The sequence below is a fragment of the Pseudomonas juntendi genome, assembly GCF_021560075.1.
Lineage (GTDB): Bacteria > Pseudomonadota > Gammaproteobacteria > Pseudomonadales > Pseudomonadaceae > Aquipseudomonas > Aquipseudomonas juntendi.
Genome location: NZ_CP091088.1, coordinates 377275 through 402721 on the forward strand (window position 1 = coordinate 377275; position 25447 = coordinate 402721).

Sequence of the window (25447 nt, forward strand, 5' to 3'; positions counted from 1 at the left end):
GTGCTTGCTGCATCCTTGCCGAGCGAGAATCGAAAAGTGACAGGGCGAATCTGAAAAAAAGTGAGAATTGTTTGTAAAAGCAGGGGCGCCTGCGATCAGGCTGCTACAGCGCTACCTGGGCGTGACCTTCACCCACCACTGGGTATGCCGCTCGACCTTCACCGGCAGCACCGGCTCCAGTGAGGCCAATGCCAGGTCGGTATCGGTCAGCGGGAAGCTGCCGCTTACCCGCAGGTCGGCGACCGCTGCATCCACGCCCAGGTAGCCGCTGCGGTACTTGCCCAGCACCGCCAGCAAGTCACCAAGGCGTACGTCGTCGACCACCAGCATGCCGCGCGTCCAGGCATCGGCACCGGCCGGCACTGCGCTGACCTGGCCCAGGCCATCGGCATGCATCAGCACCTGCTGGCCTTCGCGCAACACCTGCTCGTCACCGCTGTTATGCGGCATGGCCGCGACCGACGCTTGCAACACTTCAAGGCGCGTGCCTGCGGCTTCACGACGTACCAGGAAGCGCGTGCCCAGTGGGCGCAAGCGGCCATCGTCGGTGCGCACCAGCAGCGGGCGGGGGTCCTGGTGGCCGGTATCGACCGAGATTTCACCCTGGTGCAGCACGATCACCCGTTGCGCACCGGCGTAGTCGATGTCTACCGCGGTGTGGGTATTGAGGCTCAACAGGGTGCCGTCGGCCAGGCGCAAGGTGCGCAACTCGCCGGTGGCGGTACGCTGGTCGGCAAGCCAGTAGCTGGGCGCCAGTGACGGTGCGCCAACCCACGCCAGCAGCGAGCCGAGCAGGAACATGCCGGCCAGGCCGCCGCCCACCTTGCCGATGCGCCGGCGCAGGCTGGCGCGCGACTGCAGCAACGCCTGGCGCGCCGGGCCGGCGGCTGCGCTGAGCCGCTGGTCCATGGCGCCGAGCTGTCGCCAGGCGCGCGCGTGTTCTTCGCTGGCGGCATGCCAGCGCATGAACTCACCACGTTCGGCAGGGCTGTCGCTGCCGCCGTCGAGGTTGAGTTTCCAGGCAATGGCAGCTTCCAGTACACGCGACGAAACCGGTGCGTTGCTCACGTCGGCTCCCCGTACAGGGCCACGTAGCACTGACGCATACCCTGGGCGAGGTACTGGCGCACCCGCGACACCGAAACGCCCAGGCGCTCGGCGATTTCGGCATGGCCCATGCCATCCAGGCGGTTGTGCAGGAACGCCGCGCGGGCTTTGCTCGACAGCTTGCCAAGCAGGCGGTCGATGGCTTTGAGGTCTTCCAGAATCAGGTGCTGTACTTCGGGGGAGGGGTGTTCGGCTTCCGGCACCAGTGCCAGTTCCGCGAGGTAGGCCTGTTCCAGTGCGGCGCGCCGGAAGTGGTCGAACATCAGCCCCTTGGCCACGGCCGCAAGAAAGGCACGCGGTTCGCGGGGCGAGGCCAGCTGCTCGCGGCCTAGCAGGCGCACGAAGGTGTCCTGGCTCAGGTCTTCGGCACGTTGGCGGCAGGCCATGTTGCGTTGCAACCAGGCGAGCAGCCAGCCGCGGTGATCGCGGTACAGCGTACCAACCAGATCGGCGTGTGGGCTCTGTGCAGAAGGCAAGCAGCGTCCCCCCGGAACGTATGCATTAACTAACGATAATTATTCGCGATTGTTGCAGAGGGGAGGGGGTGGGTGCAATGGACGCTTATCGGTTCGCCTGCATGGGGTTGGCCAAAGGCCTGCGGTTTCACCGGCGCTGCGTAGCCCTGGCCTTACATGCCATGGCTCTGCACCTTGCGTCGCCGCCAGCCGCGCAGGCGCTGTTCCAGTTGCAGCGGGCTGTCCAGTTGTTGGCGCCGGGCCTGGCTGAACAGGATCAGCACAAGTTCTGCGGTGACCTGGGCATCAGCGCTGGCGTGGTGGCGTTCCTCCACCTGTAGCCCAAAGCGCGCCACCCAGTCATCCAGGCCCGCCTCGCGCAGAACCGTGTCGGGGTTGAGCATCGGCGCCAGCTCGGCCACATCCAGAAACGGCGACTGCAAGCGGTAACCCAGGCTTTCTTTCAGTGCCCGCGCCAGCATGCGCTGGTCGAACGGAGCATGGAATGCCAGCACCGGGCTGTCGCCAATGAAGTCGAGCAGGTCCAGCAAGGCTTCGGCGGGCTCGCAACCGGCCGCCAGGGCGCTTGGCCCGAGCCCGTGAATCAGCACGCTGGCGTTGGTTTTCAACAGTGGCCGCTGCAGGGTGCGTTCAAATTGCTGGGCAAAGTCGATGGCCCCGTCCTCAATGGCCACTGCGCCGATCGACAGTACCTGGTCACGGTTGGGGTTGAGCCCGCTGGTTTCCAGGTCCAGCACCACCCAGCGCTGCTCACGCAACGTGCACACACCCAGGGGCGCGGGTTTAGGTTGCCGGGCCAGGCGCTGGCGCGTGGCAGGGTCCAGCTCGGGTGTGCCGGGGCGCAGCCAGGCGAACAGGCTCATAACTGGTACCGCAGGGCCAGGCTGCTTTGCAGGCGCTGGGCCTGGCGCAGGGACTCGCGCAGGATACGCCGGTCCAGGTGGTTGAGGCTGTCCGGGTCAAGCCGGTTGGAATACGGCAGGTTGGCGCGGGCCTGGCGTTGATGCTGTTGCATGCGGGTCTGCTGGATGAAGTGATACGCCTCTTCATAGGCCGCGCCGTCCAGTGCTTCGATTACCCCTTTGGCGACCAGCTGGCGCAAGCGCTCCAGGGTATTGCAGGCGCCGATGCCATTGGCCAGCGCCAGCAGCCGGGCACCATCGACGAAGGGCGTCAGGCCCTGGACCTTCAGGTCGAGTGTGGCCGCCTTGTCGTTGCCTTGGCGGGTCAGCACGAACTCGCGCAGGCGGCCCACTGGCGGGCGCTGGCGCAGGGCGTTTTCCGCCATCATGCGCTGGAATATACGGTTGTCGGCCACCTGCGCCAGCACGCCTTGGCGCAGTTGCTCGCAGCCCTGATCGTCGCCCCACACCACCCGCAGGTCGAAGTAGATGCTTGAGCCCAGCAGGTTTTCCGGGCTGGCTTCGCGGACAAAACCGGCAAAGCGCCGCGCCCACTCGGCACGCGACAGGCACAGCGCAGGGTTGCCGGCCATGATGTTGCCCGTACACAAGGTGAAGCCACACTGGGCCAGGCATTGGTTGATGTACTGTGCCAGCGGCAGCAGGCGGGCACGGATGGCGTCGGCCTCGGCACTGTCCAGCGCCTCGAAAAGGATGCCGTTGTCCTGGTCGGTGTGCAGGGTCTGTTCGCGACGCCCTTCGCTGCCAAAGCACAGCCAGCTGAAAGGCACCCCAGGGTCGCCCCGTTCAGCCAGGGCCAGTTCGATGACCCGGCATACCGTGTGGTCGTTGAGCAGGGTGATGATCTGGGTGATCTGGGTGGACGAGGCGCCGTGGGCGAGCATCCGTTCGACCAGTTGGCTGATCTCGCCGCGCAGCGAGACCAGGCTGTCCAGCCGCGGTGCATGGCGAATGGTGCGCGCCAGGTGCACCAGGTCGACCCGTTGCAGCGAGAACAGGTCGCGCTCCGAGACCACGCCACACAGCCGGCCGTTTTCCACCAGGCACACGTGGGCAATGTGCCGCTCGGTCATTGCCATGGCTGCATCGAAGGCACTGGCCTGTGGGCTGAGGTAGAACGGCTTGGCGGTCATGTGCCGGGCAATCGGCGCACCCAGCTCGGCGTCCGCCGCGGCCACCACCTGGCGCAGGTCGCGCAGGGTGAAGATGCCGATGGGGTAGCGCTGCGCGTCAACCACGACGATGCTGCCCACCTGCTGCTCGTGCATCAGCCGCACGGCTTCGCGCAGCGGCGTATCCGCGCTGCACACCACCGGGTGCCGCATGGCCAGTTCGCCCAGCGGCGTGTTCAGCGAGTACTGGGTACCCAGGGTTTCCACCGCACGCTGGCGAACCTGCTGGTTGACCTGGTCGAGCAGGCTGCTGACCCCGCGCAGGGCAAAATCCCGAAACACTTCAGACATCGAGAACACGCGGATGAACGCTGCCTTGTTCAGTTGCAGGCAGAAGGTGTCTTCGCCGGCCAGGTGCTCGGTGCGGGTGGCCCGTTCGCCGAGCAGGGCGGCCAGCGGGAAGCACTCGCCGCTGGTGATTTCGAAGGTGGTTTCGACCCCCGGTTTCACCAGGTGCTGACGCTCGCCCACCACCCGGCCCTGCTTGACGATGTAGAAATGCTCGACCGGCCCGTCTGCCGGCTTGACGATGCTTTCGCCGCTGGCATAGAAGCGCAGCTGACACTGCTCCACCAGGTAGGCCAGGTGGCTGTGTTCCATCTGGTTGAACGGCGGAAAGCGCTGCAGAAACTGCAGCGTGCCCTGAATGTTCTGCAGCACTGCGGTCCTGCCCGCCTGGCTGTAGGCGTCCTTTTTGCTCATGAAACCGACCGTATCGCTATGCCGAACTATATATATCTATATATAGGTGCCGGCCATGTTGTTCTCTGCCTCCATGGTCGGCTTGCGGCGGGGTGGTGCCCATTGGACGTAAGTCTATGAGCCCCCCTGTCAAAGACCCGACGAAAGGTGAATCGGGTCACGCAAGTTCTGCGGTCCTATGGCTGAAGCGGAATTTTCTTGACGAGATGGCCATGCCTGAGCAAATCGATATTCTAAGCGACGAAGAGCGCGAGGCATTGGGTGTGGCCAGTGCGCCGGTGGCCGTAAAGCCGTTGGTGTTGGTGGTGGATGACAACGCGGTGAACCGTGAAGCGTTGATCCTGTATCTGAAAAGCCGGGGCATTGAGTGTGTGGGCGCGGACGGGGCCGAGGAGGCCAGGTTGTACCTGCATTTCGAGCCGCGCATCGGCTTGATGATTACCGATTTGCGCATGCAGCCAGAGGATGGGCTGGAGCTGATCCGCAAGATTCGCGGGTCGGAGCGGGCGGCGTTGTCGATCATCGTCGTGTCGGGCGACACCGATGTGGCAGAGGCGGTGGACGTGATGCACCTGGGGGTGGTGGACTTCCTGCTCAAGCCGGTGGACCTGGGCAAGTTGCTGGAGCTGGTGAAGAAAGAGCTGAAAATTGATTGAGGCAGAGAGGGGCTGCTTTGCGGCCCAATCGCGACACAAGGCCGCTCCTACAGGTGCAGCGCAAGTTTTGATATTTGCGATATCCCTGTAGGAGCGGCCTTGTGTCGCGATTGGGCCGCAAAGCGGCCCCCGTACGCAGGTGTAACTTACAACCCGTTACGCGCCTTGTACTCGCGGCGACGGCGGTGCAGCACTGGCTCGGTATAGCCATTGGGCTGCTTGCCACCTTCGACCACTAGCTCCACTGCCGCCTGGAACGCAATGTTGTCGTCGAAGTTCGGCGCCATCGGGCGGTACAGAGGGTCAGCGGCGTTCTGCTGGTCGACCACCACCGCCATACGCTTGAGGCTTTCCAGCACCTGCGCCTGGCTGACCACGCCGTGGCGCAGCCAGTTGGCCAGCAGTTGCGCGGAGATGCGCAGGGTGGCGCGGTCTTCCATCAGGCCGACGTTGTTGATGTCTGGCACCTTCGAGCAACCGACACCCTGGTCGATCCAGCGCACGACATAGCCGAGGATGCCCTGGGCATTGTTGTCCAGCTCGTTGCGGATCTCTTCGGCCGACCAGTTGGTGTCGGCGGCCAGCGGGATGGCCAGGATATCGTCCACCGATGCCGGGGTGCGCGAGGCCAGCTCACGCTGGCGTGCCTGTACGTCCACCTTGTGGTAGTGCAGGGCATGCAGGGTGGCGGCAGTGGGCGACGGCACCCAGGCGGTGTTGGCACCGGCCAGCGGGTGGGCGATCTTCTGCTCGAGCATGGCGGCCATCAGGTCGGGCATGGCCCACATGCCTTTGCCGATCTGCGCACGGCCTTGCAGGCCGGTCGCCAGGCCGACATCGACGTTGTTGTTTTCGTAGGCACCGATCCACTTCTCGTTCTTCATGGCACCTTTGCGCACCACGGCGCCGGCCTCCATCGAGGTGTGAATTTCATCGCCCGTGCGGTCGAGGAAGCCGGTGTTGATGAACGCGACGCGCTCGGCAGCGGCCTTGATGCAGGACTTGAGGTTGACCGTGGTCCGGCGCTCCTCGTCCATGATGCCGACCTTCACGGTGTTGCGCGGCATGCCCAGCAGGTCTTCGACCTGGCTGAAGATCTCGGCGGCAAACGCCACTTCCTCAGGGCCATGCATCTTCGGCTTGACGATGTACACGCTGCCACTGCGGGTATTCTTGCGGCTGGTGTTGCCATTGAGGTTGTGCAGGGCGATCAGGTTGGTGAACAGACCATCCTGGATGCCTTCCGGAATTTCGTTGCCCTGGGCGTCGAGAATTGCCGGGTTGGTCATCAGGTGGCCAACGTTACGCACGAACAGCAGCGAACGGCCGTGCAGGGTCACGCTGCCACCGTTGGGCGCAGCGTACTCGCGGTCGGGGTTCATGGTGCGGGTGAAGGTCTTGCCACCTTTGCTCACGCTTTCGGCCAGGTCGCCCTTCATCAGGCCCAGCCAGTTGCGGTAGACGATGACCTTGTCGTCGGCATCGACGGCGGCGACCGAGTCTTCGCAGTCCATGATGGTGGTCAGTGCCGACTCCATCAGGATGTCTTTGACGCCAGCGGCGTCGGTGCTGCCGACCGGGGTGCTGGCATCGACCTGGATTTCGAAATGCAGGCCGTTGTGTTTCAGCAGCACGGCAGTCGGTGCCGCGGCATCACCCTGGAACCCGATCAGTTGGGCGTCGTCACGCAGGCCGGTGTTGGTGCCGCCCTTCAGGGTGACCACCAGCTTGCCGGCTTCGATGCGGTAGGCGGTGGAGTCGACGTGCGACCCAGCCGCCAGCGGCGCGGCTTCGTCAAGGAAGGCGCGGGCGAAGGCAATCACCTTGTCGCCACGCACTTTGTTGTAACCCTGGCCTTTTTCGGCGCCGCCTTCATCGCTGATGGCATCGGTGCCATACAGCGCGTCGTACAGCGAACCCCAACGGGCGTTGGCGGCGTTGAGGGCAAAACGGGCGTTCATCACCGGCACGACCAGCTGCGGGCCGGCCATATGGGCGATTTCTTCGTCCACGTTCTGGGTGGTGGCCTGGAAATCGTCGGCTTGTGGCAGCAGGTAGCCGATTTCCTGGAGGAATGCTTTGTAGGCTGCGGCGTCATGGGCCTGGCCTTTGCGTGCCTGGTGGTAGGCGTCGATCTTGGCTTGCAGCTCGTCGCGCTTGGCGAGCAGGGCTTTGTTCTTTGGAGCGAGGTCATTGATGATCTTCTCTGCACCCGCCCAGAACTGCTCGGCGACGATGCCGGTCCCGGGGATGGCTTCGTTGTTCACGAAGTCGTACAGGACCTTGGCGACCTGAAGGCCACCGACTTGAACGTATCCAGTCATTGCTTGCCTCACTCTGCTCAGCTATTTCGCTCTTCTGTATTAAGCCTGTAGCGCTTCTCTAAACACGTACCAGTACTTGCCCCCGGGGAAGACCCCGAGCGCGGCTGGGTGCAGCCCGCCAGACTGGCTGGCAGACAGTGTGCGTATTTTCACAGGCGCCTTGGCAGACATCCAAACGACGTTTTGTAGTCCGCGCCACGGGATACTACATGAAGCAGTAGACGGGGCAAAATCAGACTAAAAGCGCCGTTGTGCGACCCATTGGTCGCGTATGGTCACGCTGGGAGCAGGTATGTTCGCAAAAAAAGGGTGGATTGTTCCAGATAAATCTTGAAACAGTACACGATTGGCTGTGCGGATTGCCCTGCGGCAGGTTGCCGCGCCTTGCCTATACTGAGCCGACCCCCCGATTTTCTGCGCCTGGCGCGGCTCGACACGAGGAACGGCTTGTGGATCATCTTGTACTGACTGTTATCGCCCCTGACAAGGCCGGCCAGGTGGAACGTGTTGCGCAGTGCATCGCCGACCACAGCGGCAACTGGCTGGAAAGCCGCATGTCGCGCATGGCCGGGCAGTTTGCCGGGATCCTGCGGGTGGCGGTGCCGGCTGAACATCACGATGGGCTGGTGGCGGCGTTGCAGGGGCTGGCCCAGTACGACATTCGTGTGCTGGTTGCAGAGAGCGGGGTGGAACCCTCGTGTACCTGGAAGCCGATTGCCATGGAACTGGTCGGCAATGACCGGCCGGGGATCGTGCGGGACATCACTCGTTTGCTGGCGGAGTTGCAGGTGAACGTGGAACGGTTCACGACAGATGTGCGGCCGGCACCGATGAGCAGTGAGCCGTTGTTCCATGCCGATGCCTTGTTGGCCTTGCCCCTGGCCTTGCCGCTGGACGAGCTGCAGCAGCGGCTGGAGAGTCTGGCGGATGACTTGATGGTGGAGTTGCGGTTGCGGGCGGAGGATTGAGTGGATTGGCCGGGGGCCCCTTTGCGGCCCATCGCGACGCAAGGCCGCTCCTACAGGGGATTTGGTAAAGACATCCCTTGGGGTTATCCCAGTATCACGGGGAAGGCCCTGTGGATAACCTGGGGGTTCACCTCCCCAGCCCAGGCAATGCGCCCGCTGCAGAGGTTTGCTCAAAAAACACCCAAAATTCAGCAGCTTGTGCACAAAGCACGGGGACGAGGGTGTGGATAACCTTTGGAGATGTCTCTGCAGGCCAGGTATTACATGGCCTGCAGAGTTTTGATCGTTTTTTGATCAGGCGCGCTTGCGCAAACTTAGCCAGGCATCCACGCTGTAAATGGCCAGGCCAGCCCAGATGAACATGAAGGCTACCAGGGTGCTGGAGGACAAATGCTCATCGAACAGCAGCACCGCCTGCAGCAGTACCAGGGTTGGCGCCAGGTATTGCAGGAAGCCGAGGGTGGTGTAGGGCAGGTGCCGCGCTGCGGCGTTGAAGCACACCAGCGGTACCAGGGTCACCGGCCCCGCAGCCATCAGCCAGAGTGCTTCGCTGCTGGTGTAGAACGCGCCTTGTGCACTCATGGCCGTTGGGTGCAGCAGCAACCAGCCCAAGGCCAGCGGTACCAGCATCCAGGTTTCCACGACCAACCCCGGCAGCGCCGCAACCGGGGCCTGTTTGCGGATCAGCCCGTAGAAGCCAAAGCTCAGCGCCAGCGCCAGCGACACCCAGGGCAGGCTGCCCACCTGCCATACCTGCTGGGCCACGCCAACTGCAGCCATGCCCACTGCCAGCCATTGCAGGCGGCGCAGCCGCTCGCCCAGCAGCAGCATGCCCAGCAGCACGTTGATCAGCGGGTTGATGTAGTAACCCAGGCTGGCCTCGAGCATCCGCCCGTTGTTGACCGACCACACATAGGTCAGCCAGTTGAAGGCGATCAGCGCCCCGCTCAGGGCCAGGACCCCCAGCCGGCGCGGGTTGTCGCGCAGCTCGCGCCACCAGCCGGGGTGTTTCCACAGCAGTAGCAGCAGCGAGCCGAACAGTGCCGACCAAAGCACCCGGTGGACGATGATCTCCACCGCCGGGACGCTCTGGATTGCCTTGAAGTAAATCGGGAACAGGCCCCAGATGATGTAGGCGCTCAGGCCCAGGATATACCCGCGACGCGGGTTTGCGGCGTGCATGCAGAATCCTTGCTTAGGTAGCTAAATAAAGCGACCCCTATTGTAGACAGAGGTGTGCACCGTTTTAGAACAATTTCAGCGGGGCTTGATCCAGCGCCGCCATTTGTTCACGCAGGGCGAGGATCTGATCGCCCCAATAGCGCGGCTGGCCGAACCAAGGGAAGCTGGGCGGGAATGCCGGGTCATCCCAGCGCCGCGCCAGCCACGCGCTGTAATGCAACTGGCGCAGCGCTCGCAGCGGTTCGATCAGGGCCAGCTCACGCGGGTCGAAATCGTGGAACTCGTTGTAGCCGTCGATCAGTTCGGCCAACTGCCCCAGGCGCTCCTGGCGGTCGCCGGCCAGCATCATCCACAGGTCTTGTACGGCGGGGCCCATGCGGCAGTCGTCGAGGTCGACCACGTGGTACACGTCTTCGCGGTGCATCAGGTTGCCGGGGTGCAGGTCGCCATGCAGGCGGATGAGCTGGTGCGGGGTGCGGGCGTAGATGTCCTCGACCCGCTTTAGCAGGTCGCGGGCCACTGACGCGTACGCCGGCAGCAGCTCGCGGGGTACAAAGCCCCCATCGAGCACAGTGTTCAGCGAGGCATGGCCGAAACTGTCCACAGTCAGCGCTTCACGGTGAGCGAACGGTTTGCAGGCGCCGACGGCATGCAGGCGGCCAAGCAGTTGCCCCAGGCGGTAGAGCTGGTCGAGGTTGCCAGGCTCCGGGGCATGGCCGCCACGGCGCGGGAACAATGTGAAGCGAAAGCCCTGGTGCTCGAACAAGGTACGGCCGGCGTGCCGCATAGGCGCTACGACCGGCACTTCGCAATCGGCCAGTTCAGCGGTAAAGCTGTGTTCTTCGAGGATGGCCGCATCGCTCCAGCGGCCAGGCCGGTAGAACTTGGCGATCAGCGGCTGCGCCCCCTCGATGCCCACCTGGTAGACGCGGTTCTCGTAGCTGTTCAGTGCCAGCACCCGGGCATCGCTGAGAAAGCCGAGGCTTTCCACGGCGTCCAGGACCAGGTCAGGGGTGAGGGTATCGAACGGATGGGACATGGGAGCTCCGGGGGTATACGGCATGGGCTCCATGGTACAGGGTTATCCCTGTAGCGTACCCGTAGGGTTTACCCGCGAACCGCCTGTGCCACGGCCGGCCTAGGCAGGCACCCCGAGCAACACATAGGCAGGATGGAACTGAACCCGTACCTGCTGGCCGGCCAACCAACCCGCCTCTGCCATGGCACACAGCGTTTGCCCGTTGCCCAGCGCCAACCGGACTTCATTGGGCCCGTCGGCCTCCACCAGCACGTCTTCTACCGTGGCCCGCAGGCAATTGCTCCCCGCTTCAGGCTTGTCCCCCTCGGCCAGCAACTGCACCCAGCCTGCCTTGAGCAGCGCCACCACCCTGCTGCCCAAGGTCAGCTCCAACCGCGCGGTGCTGTCGTGGGTGATCAGCGCGTCGATCTCCAGCCCGCCACCCAGCGCCAGGCTGACCCGGTCATAGCGGCCCTCACGGCGCAGGCCGCTGACCTGGCCCTGCAGCTGGTTGCGCGCGCTGGTGCGTAGCATCAGGCGCCCAAGCAAGTCGAGGTCGCTGGACTCTTCCGCGGCCTCGAGAATTTGCGCCTGCAGGGCCTGCAGCCTTTGGTACAGGCGCAATACGCGCTGACCCTCCACCGACAGCCGGGCGCCCCCACCCCCACGCCCGCCAGTGCTGCGCTCGACCAACGGCTGACTGGCCAGGTTGTTGAGCTCATCGATGGCGTCCCAGGCTGCCTTGTAGCTGATGCCCGCCGCCTTGGCCGCACGGGTGATCGATCCTTGCTCGGCAATGTGCTGCAGCAGTGCGATGCGCTGCGGGCGCCGGGTTATGTGCTGGGTCAGTAGAGTGGGCAAGGGCATGGGCATCCGGTCGCTGTAAGGGCCTGGGGCCAATAGTGTGGCCTAGCGGCAGGGTTATACATACCCCGGCTTAGGGGTACGCGCCAGGCAATACACATCCACCCGCTGTGCCCCGGCTTTGCGCAACACCTGGGCAATGGCCTGGGCGGTAGCGCCAGTGGTCAACACGTCATCGACGATGGCGACGTGCTTGCCAGGCAGGTCACCGGCGACCGCAAAGGCCTGGCGCAGATTGCGCCGCCTGCCTTTGGCACTCAACCGCTGCTGCGCGGGGGTTTCCCGAGTGCGCAGCAGTACCCGCTCATCGCACGGTATGCCCACGTGCGCCGCCAGCCAGCGGGCCAGCAGCCCGGCCTGGTTGAACCCACGCTCGCGCAGTCGACGCCTGGCCATGGGCACAGGCAACAGCAGTTCAGGGCGTGGCAGCCCCTCGGCATAGCGGTAGCGCAGCCCTTGCCCAAGCAACTCGGCCATCAAACGCCCCAACGGCCACTGCCGGTTGTGCTTGAAGCGGCTGATCAACGTGTCGACCGGAAAGCCGAAATGCCACAGGGCAAAGACCTTTTCGAACGCCGGCAAGCGGCGGCTGCACTGGCCGCAGGCGAGGCCGGCCATGGGCAGTGGCAGGGCGCAGTAGCGGCAATGGTCGCCCAGCCAGGGCAGCTCTTGCTCACAACCGACGCACAGCGGGTAGTGTTGCCCGGCAGGCGCGTCGCACAATAAACAAATCTGGTTAATAAGTGAGCACTTGTAAACCAGTCTTTTCCAGTTGAGTTGACAGTTCATAGGCCATCCGTGACTATGCGAGTTATCCGTGATGCGCTGGCGGGCTTTCCTGTCCCCGCGCCAGCTTAAGCCTAAACAAGGAAACGCCGATGAGCGCCAGCACAACTGCAACAACACGTCACGACTGGTCCCTGGCCGAGGTCAAGGCCCTGTTCCAGCAGCCTTTCAATGACTTGCTGTTCCAGGCGCAGACGGTGCACCGCGCGCATTTCGACCCCAACCGCGTGCAGGTTTCGACGTTGCTGTCGATCAAGACTGGAGCCTGCCCGGAAGATTGCAAATATTGTCCACAGTCCGGCCACTACAACACTGGGCTGGAAAAACAGAAGTTGATGGAAGTGCAGAAGGTGCTGGAAGAAGCAGCACGCGCCAAAGCCATTGGCTCGACCCGCTTCTGCATGGGCGCGGCGTGGAAGCACCCGTCGGCCAAAGACATGCCTTATGTGCTGGAGATGGTCAAAGGGGTGAAGGCCTTGGGCCTGGAAACCTGCATGACCCTGGGCAAGCTCGACCAGGAGCAGACCCAGGCCCTGGCCCAGGCCGGCCTCGACTACTACAACCACAACCTCGACACCTCGCCGGAGTTCTACGGCAGCATCATCACTACGCGCACCTACAGCGAGCGCCTGCAGACCCTGGCCTACGTGCGCGATGCGGGCATGAAGATCTGCTCGGGCGGCATCCTGGGCATGGGCGAGTCGCTGGACGACCGCGCCGGGCTGCTGATCCAGCTGGCCAACCTGCCCGAACACCCCGAGTCGGTGCCGATCAACATGCTGGTCAAGGTGGCCGGTACGCCGCTGGCCGAGGAGGAAGATGTCGACCCGTTCGACTTCATTCGCATGCTGGCCGTAGCCCGCCTGTTGATGCCCAAGTCGCATGTGCGCCTGTCTGCCGGCCGTGAGCAGATGAACGAGCAGATGCAGGCCCTGGCCTTCATGGCCGGTGCCAACTCGATTTTCTACGGTGAAAAACTGCTGACCACTGCCAACCCGCAGGCTGACAAGGACATGCAGCTGTTCGCGCGCCTGGGCATCAAGCCTGAAGCACGTGAGGAACACGCCGACGAAGTGCACCAGGCCGCCATCGAGCAGGCGCTGGTCGAGCAGCGTAGCAGCGAGATGTTCTACAACGCCGCGACCGCCTGAGATGGCTTTCGACCTGGCCGCGCGCCTGGCCGAACGGCGCGCTGCAGACCTGTACCGGCAACGGCCACTGCTGGAAAGCCCGCAGGGCCCGGAGGTGGTGGTCGACGGCCAGCGCTTGCTGGCCTTCTGCAGCAACGATTACCTGGGCCTGGCCAACCACCCCGAGGTGGTTGGCGCCTGGCAGGCCGGTGCCGAGCGCTGGGGTGTCGGTGGCGGTGCGTCGCACCTGGTGATCGGCCATAGCACCCCACACCACCAGGTCGAAGAGGCGCTGGCCGAGCTGACTGGGCGCCCTCGTGCGCTGCTGTTTTCCACCGGCTACATGGCCAACCTGGGCGCCATCACCGCCCTGGTGGGGCAGGGCGACACGGTGCTGCAGGACCGCCTGAACCATGCCTCGCTGCTTGATGGCGGGCTGCTCAGCGGTGCACGGTTCAACCGCTACCTGCACAACGACCCGGCCAGCCTGGCCAGCCGCCTGGACAAGGCCGTTGGCAATACCCTGGTGGTCACTGACGGTGTGTTCAGCATGGACGGCGACCTGGCCGACCTGCCGGCCCTGGCCGAGGTCGCCCGGGCCCGGGGTGCCTGGCTGATGGTGGACGATGCCCATGGCCTGGGCACCCTTGGCGCTCGGGGCGGTGGTATCGTCGAGCACTTCGGCCTGGGCGTGGACGATGTACCGGTGCTGATCGGTACGCTGGGCAAGGCCTGCGGTACTTCCGGTGCCTTTGTTGCCGGGAGCGAGGAACTGATCGAGGCGCTGGTGCAATTCGCCCGCCCCTACATCTACACCACCAGCCAGCCACCGGCACTGGCCTGCGCCACGCTGAAGAGCCTGGAGCTGCTGCGCCGCGAAAGCTGGCGCCGCGAGCATCTGGCCGCGTTGATTCGCCAGTTCCGTGAAGGCGCGCAGCAGATCGGCCTGGAACTGATGGACAGCCCCACACCGATCCAGCCGATCGTGATTGGCGACAGCGCGCAGGCCTTGCGCCTGTCGCGCATGTTGCGCGAGCGCGGCTTGCTGGTCACCGCCATCCGCCCACCGACCGTACCGGCGGGCAGTGCCCGTTTGCGCGTAACACTGAGCGCTGCCCACAGCCAGGCGCAGGTGCAGCTATTGTTGAATGCATTGGCCGAGTGTTATCCACAATTGGAGAACGCCGATGCGTAATCGCCTTGTACTACTACCCGGCTGGGGCCTGGGCACAGCCGCACTGGAACCGCTGGCCGCCAGCCTGCGCGCCCAGGACCCCCGTCTGCAGGTAGAGCTGATGCCCCTGCCGGAATTGCCCCACAGCGATGTTGAGGGCTGGCTTGAGCACCTCGACCGTAAATTGCCGGGCGATGTCTGGCTAGGTGGCTGGTCGTTGGGCGGCATGCTCGCCAGCGCCCTGGCACACAAGCGTGGCGACCACTGCTGCGGCTTGCTCACCCTGGCCAGCAACCCCAGTTTCGTTGCCCGTGGTGACTGGCCGCATGGCATGGCCGAAGACACCTTCGGCACCTTCCTCGACGGCTGCCGCAGCCATACCCAAGTCACCCTGAAGCGCTTTCGCAGCTTGTGCAGCGATGGCGCCCAGCAGCCGCGTACCCTGCTGCGCCAGCTGGGTGTCGGCGTACCAGACACCGACCCTCTGTACCTCGCCACCGGCCTTGAAGTGCTGGCCAAGCTGGATACCCGCGACGCCCTGCAGGCCTACGGCGGCCCGCAACTGCACCTGTTCGCCGGCAGCGATGCGCTGGTGCCTGGCGAGGCAGCCAAGGCCTTGAGCGAGCTGCTGCCCGATGTGGAGGTGGGCCTGGTAGAAGACAGTTCCCACGCCTTCTTGCTGGAGTACCCGCAAGAGCTGGCGGCGGGCATCAAGAGTTTCCTGCATGAGAGTGGCGATGACTGACCTTTCCTGTCCGACCCTGCCCGGCGCATTGCCCGACAAACGCCAGGTAGCGGCTTCGTTCTCCCGCGCTGCAGCCAGCTACGACAGCGTAGCCGCGTTGCAGCGCGCCGTGGGCTTGAGCCTGTTGGGGCAAGTGCCGGCAGGCTGGCAGCCATTGCGCTGGCTGGACCTGGGCAGCGGTACCGGCCATTTCAGCCGTATCCTGGCCGAGCGGTTCGCCCAGTCCAGTGGTGTGGCGGTGGATATCGCCGAAGGCATGCTGCGCCATGCCCGCAATGAACAACGCGGGGCGCACTACCACGTGGCCGGCGACGCCGAGCGTTTGCCATTGCGCGATGACAGCGTCGACCTGGTGTTCACCAGCCTGGCCGTGCAATGGTGCGACCAGTTCGCCAGTGTGCTGGCCGAGGCGCTGCGGGTACTGCGCCCTGGCGGCGTGCTGGCCTTCAGCAGCTTGTGCGTAGGTACCCTCGACGAACTGCGTGCCAGCTGGCAGGCGGTGGACGGCCTGGTGCATGTAAACCGCTTCCGCCGTTTCGAGGACTACCAGCGCCTGTGTGCCGCCAGCGGTTTTGAGCAGCTTGAGCTGCATCGCTGTGCGCATGTGCTGCATTACCCGGACGTACGCAGCCTGACCCACGAACTGAAGGCGTTGGGCGCGCACAATCTCAACCCTGGGCGACCGTCCGGGTTGACTGGCCGGGCACGCATGCAGGGCCTGTTGCAGGCGTACGAGGCATTTCGCCAGCCTGCCGGGCTGCCAGCCACCTATCAGGTGGTCTATGGTGTGTTGCGCAAGCCACAGGCGTAAGGGGAGCAAGATGAGCAGGGCCTATTTCATCGCCGGTACCGATACCGATGTCGGCAAGACCACCGTCGCGGCCGGTTTGCTGCATGCGGCGCGGTTGCAAGGCTTGAGCACCCTGGGTGTCAAGCCGGTGGCCTCGGGGTGCACGATGACCCCCAACGGCTTACGCAACAGCGACGCCCAGGCGCTGATTGATGAAAGCACCATCAAGTTGCCCTATGGGCAGGTCAACCCGTTTGCCTTCGAGCCTGCAATTGCGCCGCATGTGGCCGCCCGCGAGGCGGGGGTGACTTTGGAGGTGGCAGCGTTGCTGGCGGCCATGCGCAATGTGTTGCAACAAAATGCCGATTTCACGTTGGTAGAGGGGGCTGGGGGCTGGCGTGTGCCGCTTTCGGGGCTGGAGAACCTTTCAGATCTGGCGGTGGCCCTGCAGTTGCCGGTGATTCTGGTGGTGGGGGTGCGGCTGGGGTGTATCAGCCATGCCTTGCTCAGCGCCGAGGCGATCGAGCGCGACGGGCTGCAGTTGGCAGGCTGGGTGGCGAACATCATCGAGCCGCGCACTTCACGGCTGGAAGAGAACCTGGCCAGCCTGGCCGAGCGCTTGCCAGCGCCTTGCCTGGGGCGGGTGCCCAAGCTCAAGCAGGCCAGTGCAGACAAGGTGGCTGAGCATTTGCAGCTGGATTTGCTGGATTAGGTGCTGGAATACTCAGGGCCTATCAACTGGCACCGGGCCATTAGCGATTTAAACGGGCCTTTTTATCGACGGCCTGTTTTAATGGATTGTGTTCCTATCCAGCGTCAATGGAGTTCTGACATGGAAATCACCGGTAGCTCCGCCTATTACGCGGGCCTGAGCGCTATACAAGCCGGCCAGAACCGCGTCGATCAGGCGGCCAGCCAGATCGCCAACACCACCGCCGAACGTACCGCCACCAGCCAGTCCAGCGACTTCCAGGCCGAACGCCTGCGTGCGGTCGACCGCAGCCAGCAGATGGACCTGGCCACCAGCCTGGTGCAACAGGCGGTCGGCAAGACCGAAGTCGAGCTTGGCGCAAAGGTCGTCAAGGCATCCGACGAAATGCTCGGCCGGATCATCGATACCTACGCCTGACAGAGTGCCGATTTCGAATAACACATAGCCCCTGTAGGAGCGGGCGTGCCCGCGAAAGCGTCAGGTCAGGCAACCCCATTGCCTGGCCGAGCCCTTTCGCGGCCATGCCCGCTCCCACAGGGTATTGTTTTTATTGAGCTTGGCATAAACGCCATTTTTCGTGGCGTAAATGGCACTATCGTCCCTCCTTGACAGAAGCCGGAGCTAAACGTAAGTTTCAAACAACTGTTTGACAGACGCCGCGGCGCACGCGGGTCACCCCACAGAACTCACCTAGAGGTTCATCGCAATGCCTGACTACAAAGCCCCCTTGCGTGATATCCGCTTCGTTCGTGACGAGCTGCTCGGCTACGAGGCGCACTATCAGAGCCTGCCGGGTTGCCAGGACGCAACGCCCGACATGGTCGACGCGATTCTTGAAGAAGGTGCGAAGTTCTGTGAGCAGGTGCTGGCGCCGCTGAACCGTGTGGGTGACCAGGAAGGCTGCACCTGGAGCGAGTCGGGCGTGAAAACCCCAACCGGCTTCAAGGCGGCTTACGAACAATTCGTCGAAGGCGGCTGGCCCAGCCTGGCACATGACGTGGAGCACGGTGGCCAGGGCCTGCCAGAGTCGCTGGGCCTGGCCCTGAGCGAGATGGTCGGTGGTGCGAACTGGTCGTGGGGCATGTACCCGGGCCTGTCCCACGGCGCCATGAACACCATTTCTGCGCACGGCACCGCCGAGCAGCAGCACACCTACCTGACCAAGCTGGTGTCGGGTGAATGGACCGGCACCATGTGCCTGACCGAGCCACACTGCGGTACCGACCTGGGCATGCTGCGCACCAAGGCCGAACCGCAGGCTGACGGCAGCTACAAGGTGTCGGGCACCAAGATCTTCATTTCCGCCGGTGAGCACGACATGGCCGAGAACATCGTGCATATCGTTCTCGCGCGCCTGCCGGATGCTCCGGCCGGTACCAAGGGCATTTCGCTGTTCATCGTGCCGAAGTTCCTGCCCAATGCCGAAGGCGGTGTGGGTGAGCGCAATGGCGTGAGCTGCGGCTCGATCGAACACAAGATGGGCATCCACGGCAACGCCACCTGCGTGATGAACTTCGATGGCGCCACCGGCTACCTGATCGGCCCGGCCAACAAAGGCCTGAACTGCATGTTCACCTTCATGAACACCGCGCGCCTGGGTACCGCGCTGCAGGGCCTGGCCCACGCCGAAGTCGCGTTCCAGGGTGGCCTGAAGTACGCCCGCGAGCGTTTGCAGATGCGCTCCCTGACCGGCCCCAAGGCACCGGACAAGGCCGCCGACCCGATCATCGTCCACCCGGACGTGCGCCGCATGCTGCTGACCATGAAAGCGTTCGCCGAGGGCAACCGCGCGATGGTCTACTTCACCGCCAAGCAGGTGGACATCGTCAAGTACAGCCAGGATGAAGAAGAGCGCAAGAAGGCCGATGCCCTGCTGGCCTTCCTCACCCCGATCGCCAAGGCGTTCATGACCGAAGTCGGTTTCGAAGCGGCCAACCATGGCGTGCAGATCTATGGCGGTCACGGCTTCATCGCCGAGTGGGGCATGGAGCAGAACGTGCGTGATAGCCGTATCTCGATGCTGTACGAGGGCACCACGGGCATCCAGGCCCTCGACCTGCTCGGCCGCAAAGTGCTGATGACCCAGGGCGAAGCGCTGAAGGGCTTCACCAAGATCGTGCACAAGTTCTGCCAGGCGCAGGAAGGTGTCGAGGCGGTCAAGGAGTTCGTCGAGCCGCTGGCAGCCATCAACAAGGAATGGGGCGAGCTGACCATGAAAGTGGGCATGGCTGCCATGAAAGACCGCGAAGAAGTGGGTGCAGCCTCGGTCGATTACGTGATGTATTCCGGCTACGCCTGCCTGGCCTACTTCTGGGCCGACATCGCCCGCCTGGCCGCTGAAAAGCTGGCCGCCGGCACCAGCGAAGCGGCGTTCTACACCGCCAAGCTGCAGACCGCGCGCTTCTACTTCCAGCGCATCCTGCCGCGTACCCGCACGCATGTGGCGGCCATGCTGTCGGGCGCCAACAACCTGATGGACATGGACGAAGAGAGCTTCGCCCTGGCGTACTGATTCAACCGCTGTTGCCAGAACCCGCCTGCCCTCACCGGCAGGCGGGTTTTTTTTGTTCAGGCCCAGGCCACTCGACAACCCTGGCCGAGTTGAAATTCAACTGTTCGGGTACACTGCCGATGAAATAAGGGCACAATGCCACTATTGATCTGCCGGGTCGGAGATTACCCTTGTTTCGTTTTAACGCTGTACGTGCCAGCCACTTCCTGCCCTCGCTGCTGCTGCTGTTGGCAGGGCTCGCCGCAGCTTATGTGAGAGACCTCAGTGTGTTTTTCACATCGCTGTTCAATGTTCTGCCCACCTTGGTGCTGCTGCTGGGTGGCGCTTACTGCGCGGTGTATCGTCGCCAACGTGAGCTGTTTCTGATGCTTACGGTATACATCGCCTACTTTCTGCTCGACACCCAGACCGACTTCTACCGCGACCACGGCCGTTTGCGCGAGGATGCAGCGGTGGTCTTCCACCTGGTATGCCTGCTGTTGCCGGCATTGTTCGGCCTGTATGGTGCCTGGCAGGAGCGCACCCACCTGCTGCAAGACCTGGTGGCCCGTGGCGCCGTGCTGTTTGCCGTAGGCAGCGTGGCAGTGGCCCTGGAGCAAAGCTACCCCGAGGCGCTGTTGACCTGGTTGGCGGAGATTCGCTGGCCGACCTTGCATGGCCAGTGGATGAGCCTGATCCAGTTGGCCTACCCGCTGGTCGCGGGGGTGTTCATCCTGCTGGTGGTGCAGTACCTGCGCGCGCCGAGGCCGTTGCACGCGGCCCAGATCACAGGCCTGCTGGGCATTTTCTGGATGCTGCCGCAAACGTTCATCCTGCCGTTCACGCTGAACATCATGTGCAGCCAGGTGATGTTGATGATCGCCGCAGCGGTTGCGCACGAGGCCTACCAGATGGCCTTCCGCGACGAGCTGACCGGTTTGCCCGGCCGGCGTGCGTTGAACGAGCGCATGCAGCGGCTGGGTCGCAACTATGTCATCGCCATGACCGACGTTGACCACTTCAAGAAATTCAACGACACACACGGTCACGATGTCGGCGATCAGGTGTTGCGCCTGGTGGCCAGCCGTTTGGCCAAGGTCACCGGTGGTGGGCGTGCCTACCGCTATGGGGGAGAGGAGTTCGCCTTGGTGTTCGCGGGCAAGACCGCCGAGGAATGCGTGCCCCATGTGGAAGCGGTGCGCGAGGTGATCGCCAACTATGTGATGCACCTGCGCGACAAGTACAACCGCCCGCAAGACGATACCGCCGGGCGCCAACGCCGCGCCGGCAGCAGCGGCGGCACGGTTTCGGTGACCATCAGCATTGGCGTTGCCGAGCGCCAGGCCGATCACCGCAACCCCGAAGCCGTGCTCAAGTCGGCCGACCAGGCGCTCTACAACGCCAAAGGCGCAGGGCGCAATTGTGTGGTGGTGCATGGCCAGCAATCGCGACGTGGGGCTGTACGCACTTAGTGACCAAAATAGACTAATTGGTCGATTGATGACCCTATGTCTCGTAAATGTTGTTCGGTTACACTGGTATCAACCCCAGTGTCGCGGTACCCCGAGACCGCCCAGACCCCACTTGCGAGAGGTTGTCATGGCTGACTATAAAGCGCCCGTGCGCGACATGCGCTTCGTACTGAATGAAGTGTTCAACGTGGCTGAGCAGTGGGCCCAGTTGCCCGGGCTGGCCGAAGTCGTCGATGCCGATACGGCCATGGCCGTACTGGAGGAGGCTGGCAAGGTGACCGCCAAGAGCATCGCACCGCTCAGCCGCGCCGCCGATGAAGAGGGCTGCCACTGGGACAACGGCGCGGTGCGCACGCCGGCCGGTTTCATCGAGGCCTACAACACCTACGCCGAAGGTGGCTGGGTGGGCGTGGGTGGCGACCCGCTGTTTGGCGGCATGGGCATGCCCAAGGCCATTTCGGCGCAGGTCGAGGAAATGGTCAATGCCTCGAGCCTGGCCTTTGGCCTGTACCCGATGCTGACCGCCGGCGCCTGCCTGTCGATCAACGCCCACGCCAGCGAGGCGCTGAAGGAAAAGTACCTGCCCAACATGTACGCCGGTGTATGGGCTGGCTCCATGTGCCTGACCGAACCGCATGCGGGTACCGACCTCGGCATCATCCGCACCAAGGCCGAGCCACAGGCGGACGGCAGCTACAAGGTCAGCGGCACCAAGATCTTCATCACCGGCGGCGAGCACGACCTGACCGAGAACATCATCCACCTGGTGCTGGCCAAGTTGCCGGATGCGCCGGCGGGGCCGAAGGGCATCTCGCTGTTCCTGGTGCCCAAGTTCATGGTGAACGAGGATGGCAGCCTCGGTGCGCGCAACCCGGCCACCTGTGGCTCCATCGAGCACAAGATGGGCATTCAGGCGTCGGCTACCTGCGTCATGAACTTCGACGAGGCTGTGGGCTATATCGTCGGTGAGCCGAACAAAGGCCTGGCAGCCATGTTCACCATGATGAACTACGAGCGCCTGGGGGTGGGTATACAGGGGCTCGCGACGGCCGAGCGTTCCTACCAGAATGCCGTGGAGTACGCGCGCGACCGTTTGCAAAGCCGTGCCCCCACCGGCCCGCAAGCCAAGGACAAAGCCGCCGACCCGATCATCGTCCACCCGGATGTGCGGCGCATGCTGTTGACCATGAAGGCACTCATCGAGGGTGGCCGCGCGTTTTCCACCTATGTGGCCATGCAACTGGACAGTGCCAAGTACAGCGAAGACCCTGGCGTGCGCAAACGCAGCGAAGAACTGGTGGCATTGCTTACGCCGGTGGCCAAGGCCTTCCTGACCGACCTGGGCCTGGAGTGCGCGGTGCACGGCCAGCAAGTGTTCGGCGGGCATGGCTACATCCGTGAATGGGGCCAGGAGCAACTGGTGCGTGATGTGCGCATCACCCAGATCTACGAGGGCACCAACGGTATTCAGGCCCTCGACCTGATGGGCCGCAAGGTGGTGGCCAGCGGCGGCGCCTACTACACGCTGTTCTCCGACGAAATTCGCCAGTTCATTGCCAGTGCGGGTAGCGAGCTGGATGAGTTCACCCGCCCCCTGGGTGCTGCGCTCGGCCAGCTGGATGGGCTGACTGAATGGGTACTGCAGCAGGCCAAGGGCAACCCGAATGAAATTGGCGCAGCATCGGTCGAGTACCTGCATGCCTTTGGTTATGTCGCCTATGGCTACATGTGGGCATTGATGGCGCGGGCGGCGAAGGCGGGGGAGGGCGACGAGGCGTTCTATTCGGGCAAGCTGGGCACGGCGCGGTTCTACTTCGCGCGCTTGCTGCCACGGGTGGATTCGCTGGTGGCCTCGGTGAAGGCGGGCAGTGAGTCGCTTTACCTGCTGGATGCCGAGCAGTTCTAGCTGATTCAGGGGCCGCACAGCGGCCCCTGTGCTTCACGTATCTGCGAATGCCTCTCTTGTGTAAGCCTTTTCCTACACAACGTGGTGACTTTTCACCACTGTTCTCAGATTGGATCCACGGCTAATCTCTACCACATGGACGTTGCGCAGGAAGCGCAAAGGACAGATCAAGGATGGCGACGAAGGACCACCTGCCAGGATGGCGGGGCGATACGGATGTCACAGGGAAACAGTCTGGAAAACCCCGCTTCGGCGGGGTTTTCTTTGCGCGCGTGTTTTATCAGGCCAGTACATCCAGCGGTGATGCGCCCAGCTGTCGCGCGTCCGTCTCTTCTTCCAGCAGCGTACGCAGCAGTTCGACCGATGCCTGCTGGCGCTGGGCATCGCGGAACACCAGCCCTACCTTCAACGGTACTCGCGGCTCGCTCAGCGGCTTCCACAACAGCCCTGGGTCGTCCTCGGCGGCGTCTTTGGCCCGGCCTGGCAGAATGGTTGCCAGCGCGGTGTGCGCCAGGCTGTCGAGAATACCCGCCATATTGTTCATCTCGGCCTGCACCTGCGGCCGCCGGCCCTGGCTGGCTAACTGGGCCTGCCAGATCTGGCGGATTTGAAACTCCTCGCCCAGCATCAGCATGGGCAACTCGGCCGCCTGGCGGATGGACACCTTCTTGAAATCCTTCAGTGGGTGGGTGGCGGGTATCACCAATTGCAGCTCGTCCTCGTACAGCAACAGGCCATGCAGGCCGGGCTGGCGTGGCGGCAGGTAGCTGATGCCGATGTCCAGGTTACCGCTGAGCAGGCGCCGCTCGATCTCCAGCCCCGATAACTCGTAGATCTGCACCACCAGGTGGGGTTGGGCCTTGCGCAGCCGTTCGAGCAATTGCGGCACCAGGCTGGGGCGTACCGTTTGCAGCACACCGATGGCCAGGGTGCGCAAAGACTGGCCCTTGAAGTTGCGCATGGCCTCGTGGGCACGCTGCAGGCCATCGAGCAGCGGCAGGGCATGGTTGTACAGGGTATGGGCCGCCAGGGTCGGCAGCAGGCGCTTGTTGCTGCGCTCGAACAGGCTCAGGTCCAGGCTGTGTTCCAGTTGGCGGATCTGTTGTGAAAGCGCTGGCTGTGACAGCGACAGGCGCTCGGCGGCGCGGCCGACGTGGCCCTCTTCGTACACCGCGACGAAATAACGCAGTTGGCGAAAATCCATAAGTGATGCTTATCAAAAGTGCTGGAAAATCGAAATGGCCGTAACCCCTCGTGGCGCCTAGTCTATCGCCGTATTCCAACGGGTTACAGCGCTGAATCAGTCGATTGTTACCGTGGATGAGAAACACTTTTGATAGGCAAGACAAAATAATGAGCGGCGGCGCCAAGACCGCCCTGTGCTCGCCCCTTACCGTGCATTGGCTGGAGCCCCGATGAACCTGTTCAACCTGCGCCGCTCGGCCCCGACCGCCGCGGCCGAGCCCAAGCCTGTGCCGGTGCGTGTGCCACCTGCTGCCGAGTTGTCGCGTGACTGCCTGATGCCCGGGACCGAACGGCCTGCGCAGGTGTTCGTGCGCGGGCAGGGCTCCTGGTTGTGGGACGATGCCGGGCATGCCTACCTGGACTTCACCCAGGGCGGCGCAGTGAACAGCCTGGGCCATAGCCCCAGCGTGCTGGTCAAGGCGTTGGGCAGCCAGGCCCAGGCGCTGATCAACCCAGGCGCGGGGTTTCATAGCCGTGGCCTGCTGGCGCTGGCCAACCGCCTGTGCCAGAGCACCGGTAGCGACCAGGCCTACCTGCTCAACAGCGGTGCCGAAGCCTGTGAAGGGGCGATCAAGCTGGCGCGCAAGTGGGGCCAACTGCACCGCAGTGGCGCCTATCACATCATCACCGCCAGCCAGGCCTGCCATGGCCGCAGCCTGGGCGCGCTGTCGGCGTCCGACCCATTGCCCTGCAACCGCTGTGAACCGGGCCTGCCCGGGTTCAGCAAGGTGCCGTTCAATGACCTGGCGGCGCTGCACGCCGAAGTGGATTCGCGCACTGTGGCCATCATGCTGGAGCCGGTGCAGGGCGAGGCCGGGGTAATTCCGGCGAGCCGCGAATACCTCAAGGGCGTGGAAACCCTTTGTCGTGAGCTGGGCATCCTGCTGATCCTCGATGAGGTACAGAGCGGCATCGGGCGCTGTGGCGCATTGTTGGCCGAGGAGACCTATGGCGTGCGTGCCGACATCATCACCCTGGGTAAAGGCCTGGGCGGTGGTGTGCCACTGGCCGCGTTGCTGGCCCGCGGTACGGCGTGCTGCGCCGAACCGGGCGAGCTGGAGGGCAGCCACCATGGCAATGCGCTGATGTGCGCTGCGGGCCTGGCCGTGCTGGATACCGTACTGGAGCCCGGCTTCTTCGGCCAGGTGCAGGACCACGGCCGCCACCTGCGCGACGGCCTGAGCCGCCTGGCGGGGCGTTATGGCCAGGGCGAAGTACGCGGGCAAGGGCTGCTGTGGGCGCTGCAGCTGAAGGAAAACCAGGCGCGTGAACTGGTGGCCGCGGCCCTGCACGAAGGCTTGCTGCTCAATGCCCCACAAGCGGATGTGGTGCGTTTCTCTCCGGCGCTGACCGTGAGCAAGGGCAATATCGACGAAATGCTGCTGCGCCTGGCACGCGCCTTTGCCCGCCTGCATGCGCAGCAGCATGCGCGCCGCGAAGTGTCGGCCTAAGTGTCGGGGTAAGTGGCACGTTAACCAATTCTACGAACCGTCTGGCGTTCCTGCGCATCGCCCCTGGCCTGTTCCATTCGGCCCGGGGCGTTTTTTTTGCCTGTGGAACCTCCAGGACCAGCGGCTAGTCTGTGTTGTAACCCCTTCAGGAGA

22 protein-coding genes are annotated in these 25447 nt (G+C 63.8%); 12 read left to right on the forward strand and 10 right to left on the reverse strand.

What is annotated here, in order from left to right; translation table 11 throughout:
* Positions 1–111: 111 nt before the first annotated feature.
* From L1P09_RS01635 to L1P09_RS01650, 4 genes are all read right to left on the reverse strand, one after another.
* A complete protein-coding gene (locus tag L1P09_RS01635) occupies positions 112–1068 on the reverse strand; it encodes a FecR domain-containing protein (protein WP_054881576.1) in 957 nt (318 codons plus the stop codon).
* Entirely contained in the window at positions 1065–1583 is a 519-nt protein-coding gene (locus L1P09_RS01640) for an RNA polymerase sigma factor (protein ID WP_029885025.1), read from the reverse strand. Before L1P09_RS01640 ends, L1P09_RS01635 begins: the two co-directional genes overlap by 4 nt.
* Before the next feature lie 152 nt (positions 1584–1735).
* Positions 1736–2446 carry a 3'-5' exonuclease gene (locus L1P09_RS01645; protein ID WP_009681519.1) on the reverse strand — a complete coding sequence of 237 codons (711 nt, stop codon included), beginning with the start codon at positions 2444–2446 and terminating at the stop codon, positions 1736–1738.
* Positions 2443–4380: a DUF294 nucleotidyltransferase-like domain-containing protein gene (locus L1P09_RS01650; RefSeq protein WP_235768363.1), complete on the reverse strand. Its 1938-nt coding sequence runs from the start codon at positions 4378–4380 to the stop codon at positions 2443–2445. The genes L1P09_RS01645 and L1P09_RS01650 overlap by 4 nt, the downstream gene beginning before the upstream one ends.
* 116 nt (positions 4381–4496) lie before the next feature.
* Here L1P09_RS01650 and L1P09_RS01655 point away from each other — a divergent pair, with 116 nt between their 5' ends.
* The gene (locus tag L1P09_RS01655; protein WP_054904271.1) at positions 4497–5036 is read left to right on the forward strand and encodes a response regulator; all 540 of its coding nucleotides are present in this window, start codon (positions 4497–4499) and stop codon (positions 5034–5036) included.
* A gap of 146 nt (positions 5037–5182) precedes the next feature.
* Here the strand turns inward: L1P09_RS01655 and L1P09_RS01660 are convergent, their stop codons facing one another.
* Complete coding sequence (locus L1P09_RS01660) at positions 5183–7360, reverse strand: malate synthase G (RefSeq protein ID WP_009681522.1); 2178 nt, start codon at positions 7358–7360, stop codon at positions 5183–5185.
* 449 nt (positions 7361–7809) lie between these two features.
* Between L1P09_RS01660 and L1P09_RS01665 the strand changes: the two genes are divergently transcribed.
* Complete coding sequence (locus L1P09_RS01665) at positions 7810–8328, forward strand: glycine cleavage system protein R (RefSeq protein ID WP_054904270.1); 519 nt, start codon at positions 7810–7812, stop codon at positions 8326–8328.
* A gap of 294 nt (positions 8329–8622) precedes the next feature.
* Here L1P09_RS01665 and rarD read toward each other — a convergent pair whose 3' ends face one another.
* The 4 genes from rarD to L1P09_RS01685 form a co-directional block, all read right to left on the reverse strand.
* Positions 8623–9510 (reverse strand): EamA family transporter RarD, encoded by an 888-nt coding sequence (gene rarD / locus L1P09_RS01670; protein WP_009681524.1) that lies wholly within the window; start codon positions 9508–9510, stop codon positions 8623–8625.
* A 64-nt stretch (positions 9511–9574) separates the two neighbouring features.
* Positions 9575–10549 (reverse strand): serine/threonine protein kinase, encoded by a 975-nt coding sequence (locus L1P09_RS01675; protein ID WP_235768365.1) that lies wholly within the window; start codon positions 10547–10549, stop codon positions 9575–9577.
* 99 nt (positions 10550–10648) lie between these two features.
* Positions 10649–11395: a TOBE domain-containing protein gene (locus L1P09_RS01680; protein ID WP_192441506.1), complete on the reverse strand. Its 747-nt coding sequence runs from the start codon at positions 11393–11395 to the stop codon at positions 10649–10651.
* A gap of 54 nt (positions 11396–11449) precedes the next feature.
* Complete coding sequence (locus L1P09_RS01685) at positions 11450–12181, reverse strand: ComF family protein (protein WP_054904267.1); 732 nt, start codon at positions 12179–12181, stop codon at positions 11450–11452.
* An 89-nt stretch (positions 12182–12270) separates the two neighbouring features.
* Here L1P09_RS01685 and bioB point away from each other — a divergent pair, with 89 nt between their 5' ends.
* The 9 genes from bioB (at position 12271) to L1P09_RS01730 (ending at position 22598) form a co-directional block, all read left to right on the forward strand.
* Positions 12271–13329, forward strand: coding sequence for a biotin synthase BioB (gene bioB / locus L1P09_RS01690; protein WP_009681528.1), 1059 nt, complete (start codon positions 12271–12273; stop codon positions 13327–13329).
* A 1-nt stretch (position 13330) separates the two neighbouring features.
* Positions 13331–14503 carry an 8-amino-7-oxononanoate synthase gene (bioF, locus tag L1P09_RS01695; RefSeq protein ID WP_110679371.1) on the forward strand — a complete coding sequence of 391 codons (1173 nt, stop codon included), beginning with the start codon at positions 13331–13333 and terminating at the stop codon, positions 14501–14503.
* Positions 14496–15227, forward strand: a complete 732-nt coding sequence (locus L1P09_RS01700; RefSeq protein ID WP_232892599.1) for an alpha/beta fold hydrolase — start codon at positions 14496–14498, stop codon at positions 15225–15227. The genes bioF and L1P09_RS01700 overlap by 8 nt, the downstream gene beginning before the upstream one ends.
* Positions 15220–16038 (forward strand): malonyl-ACP O-methyltransferase BioC, encoded by an 819-nt coding sequence (gene bioC, locus L1P09_RS01705; RefSeq protein WP_232892598.1) that lies wholly within the window; start codon positions 15220–15222, stop codon positions 16036–16038. Before L1P09_RS01700 ends, bioC begins: the two co-directional genes overlap by 8 nt.
* Positions 16039–16048: 10 nt before the next feature.
* A complete protein-coding gene (gene bioD, locus L1P09_RS01710) occupies positions 16049–16729 on the forward strand; it encodes a dethiobiotin synthase (RefSeq protein ID WP_232892597.1) in 681 nt (226 codons plus the stop codon).
* Between the two features lie 120 nt (positions 16730–16849).
* A complete protein-coding gene (locus L1P09_RS01715; protein WP_009681533.1) occupies positions 16850–17146 on the forward strand; it encodes a hypothetical protein in 297 nt (98 codons plus the stop codon).
* Between the two features lie 289 nt (positions 17147–17435).
* Positions 17436–19241, forward strand: a complete 1806-nt coding sequence (locus L1P09_RS01720; protein WP_235768367.1) for a phenylacyl-CoA dehydrogenase — start codon at positions 17436–17438, stop codon at positions 19239–19241.
* A 170-nt stretch (positions 19242–19411) separates the two neighbouring features.
* On the forward strand, positions 19412–20692 hold the full coding sequence (locus L1P09_RS01725) for a GGDEF domain-containing protein (protein ID WP_235768369.1): 1281 nt from the start codon (positions 19412–19414) through the stop codon (positions 20690–20692).
* A 127-nt stretch (positions 20693–20819) separates the two neighbouring features.
* On the forward strand, positions 20820–22598 hold the full coding sequence (locus L1P09_RS01730; protein WP_232892595.1) for an acyl-CoA dehydrogenase C-terminal domain-containing protein: 1779 nt from the start codon (positions 20820–20822) through the stop codon (positions 22596–22598).
* Between the two features lie 280 nt (positions 22599–22878).
* On the opposite strand, the gene L1P09_RS01735 is transcribed toward L1P09_RS01730, so the two are convergent.
* The gene (locus L1P09_RS01735) at positions 22879–23802 is read right to left on the reverse strand and encodes a LysR family transcriptional regulator (protein ID WP_029886350.1); all 924 of its coding nucleotides are present in this window, start codon (positions 23800–23802) and stop codon (positions 22879–22881) included.
* A gap of 211 nt (positions 23803–24013) precedes the next feature.
* On the opposite strand from L1P09_RS01735, the gene L1P09_RS01740 reads away from it, so the two are divergent.
* Positions 24014–25294 (forward strand): aspartate aminotransferase family protein, encoded by a 1281-nt coding sequence (locus tag L1P09_RS01740; protein ID WP_232892593.1) that lies wholly within the window; start codon positions 24014–24016, stop codon positions 25292–25294.
* The last annotated feature ends 153 nt before the right edge of the window (positions 25295–25447 follow it).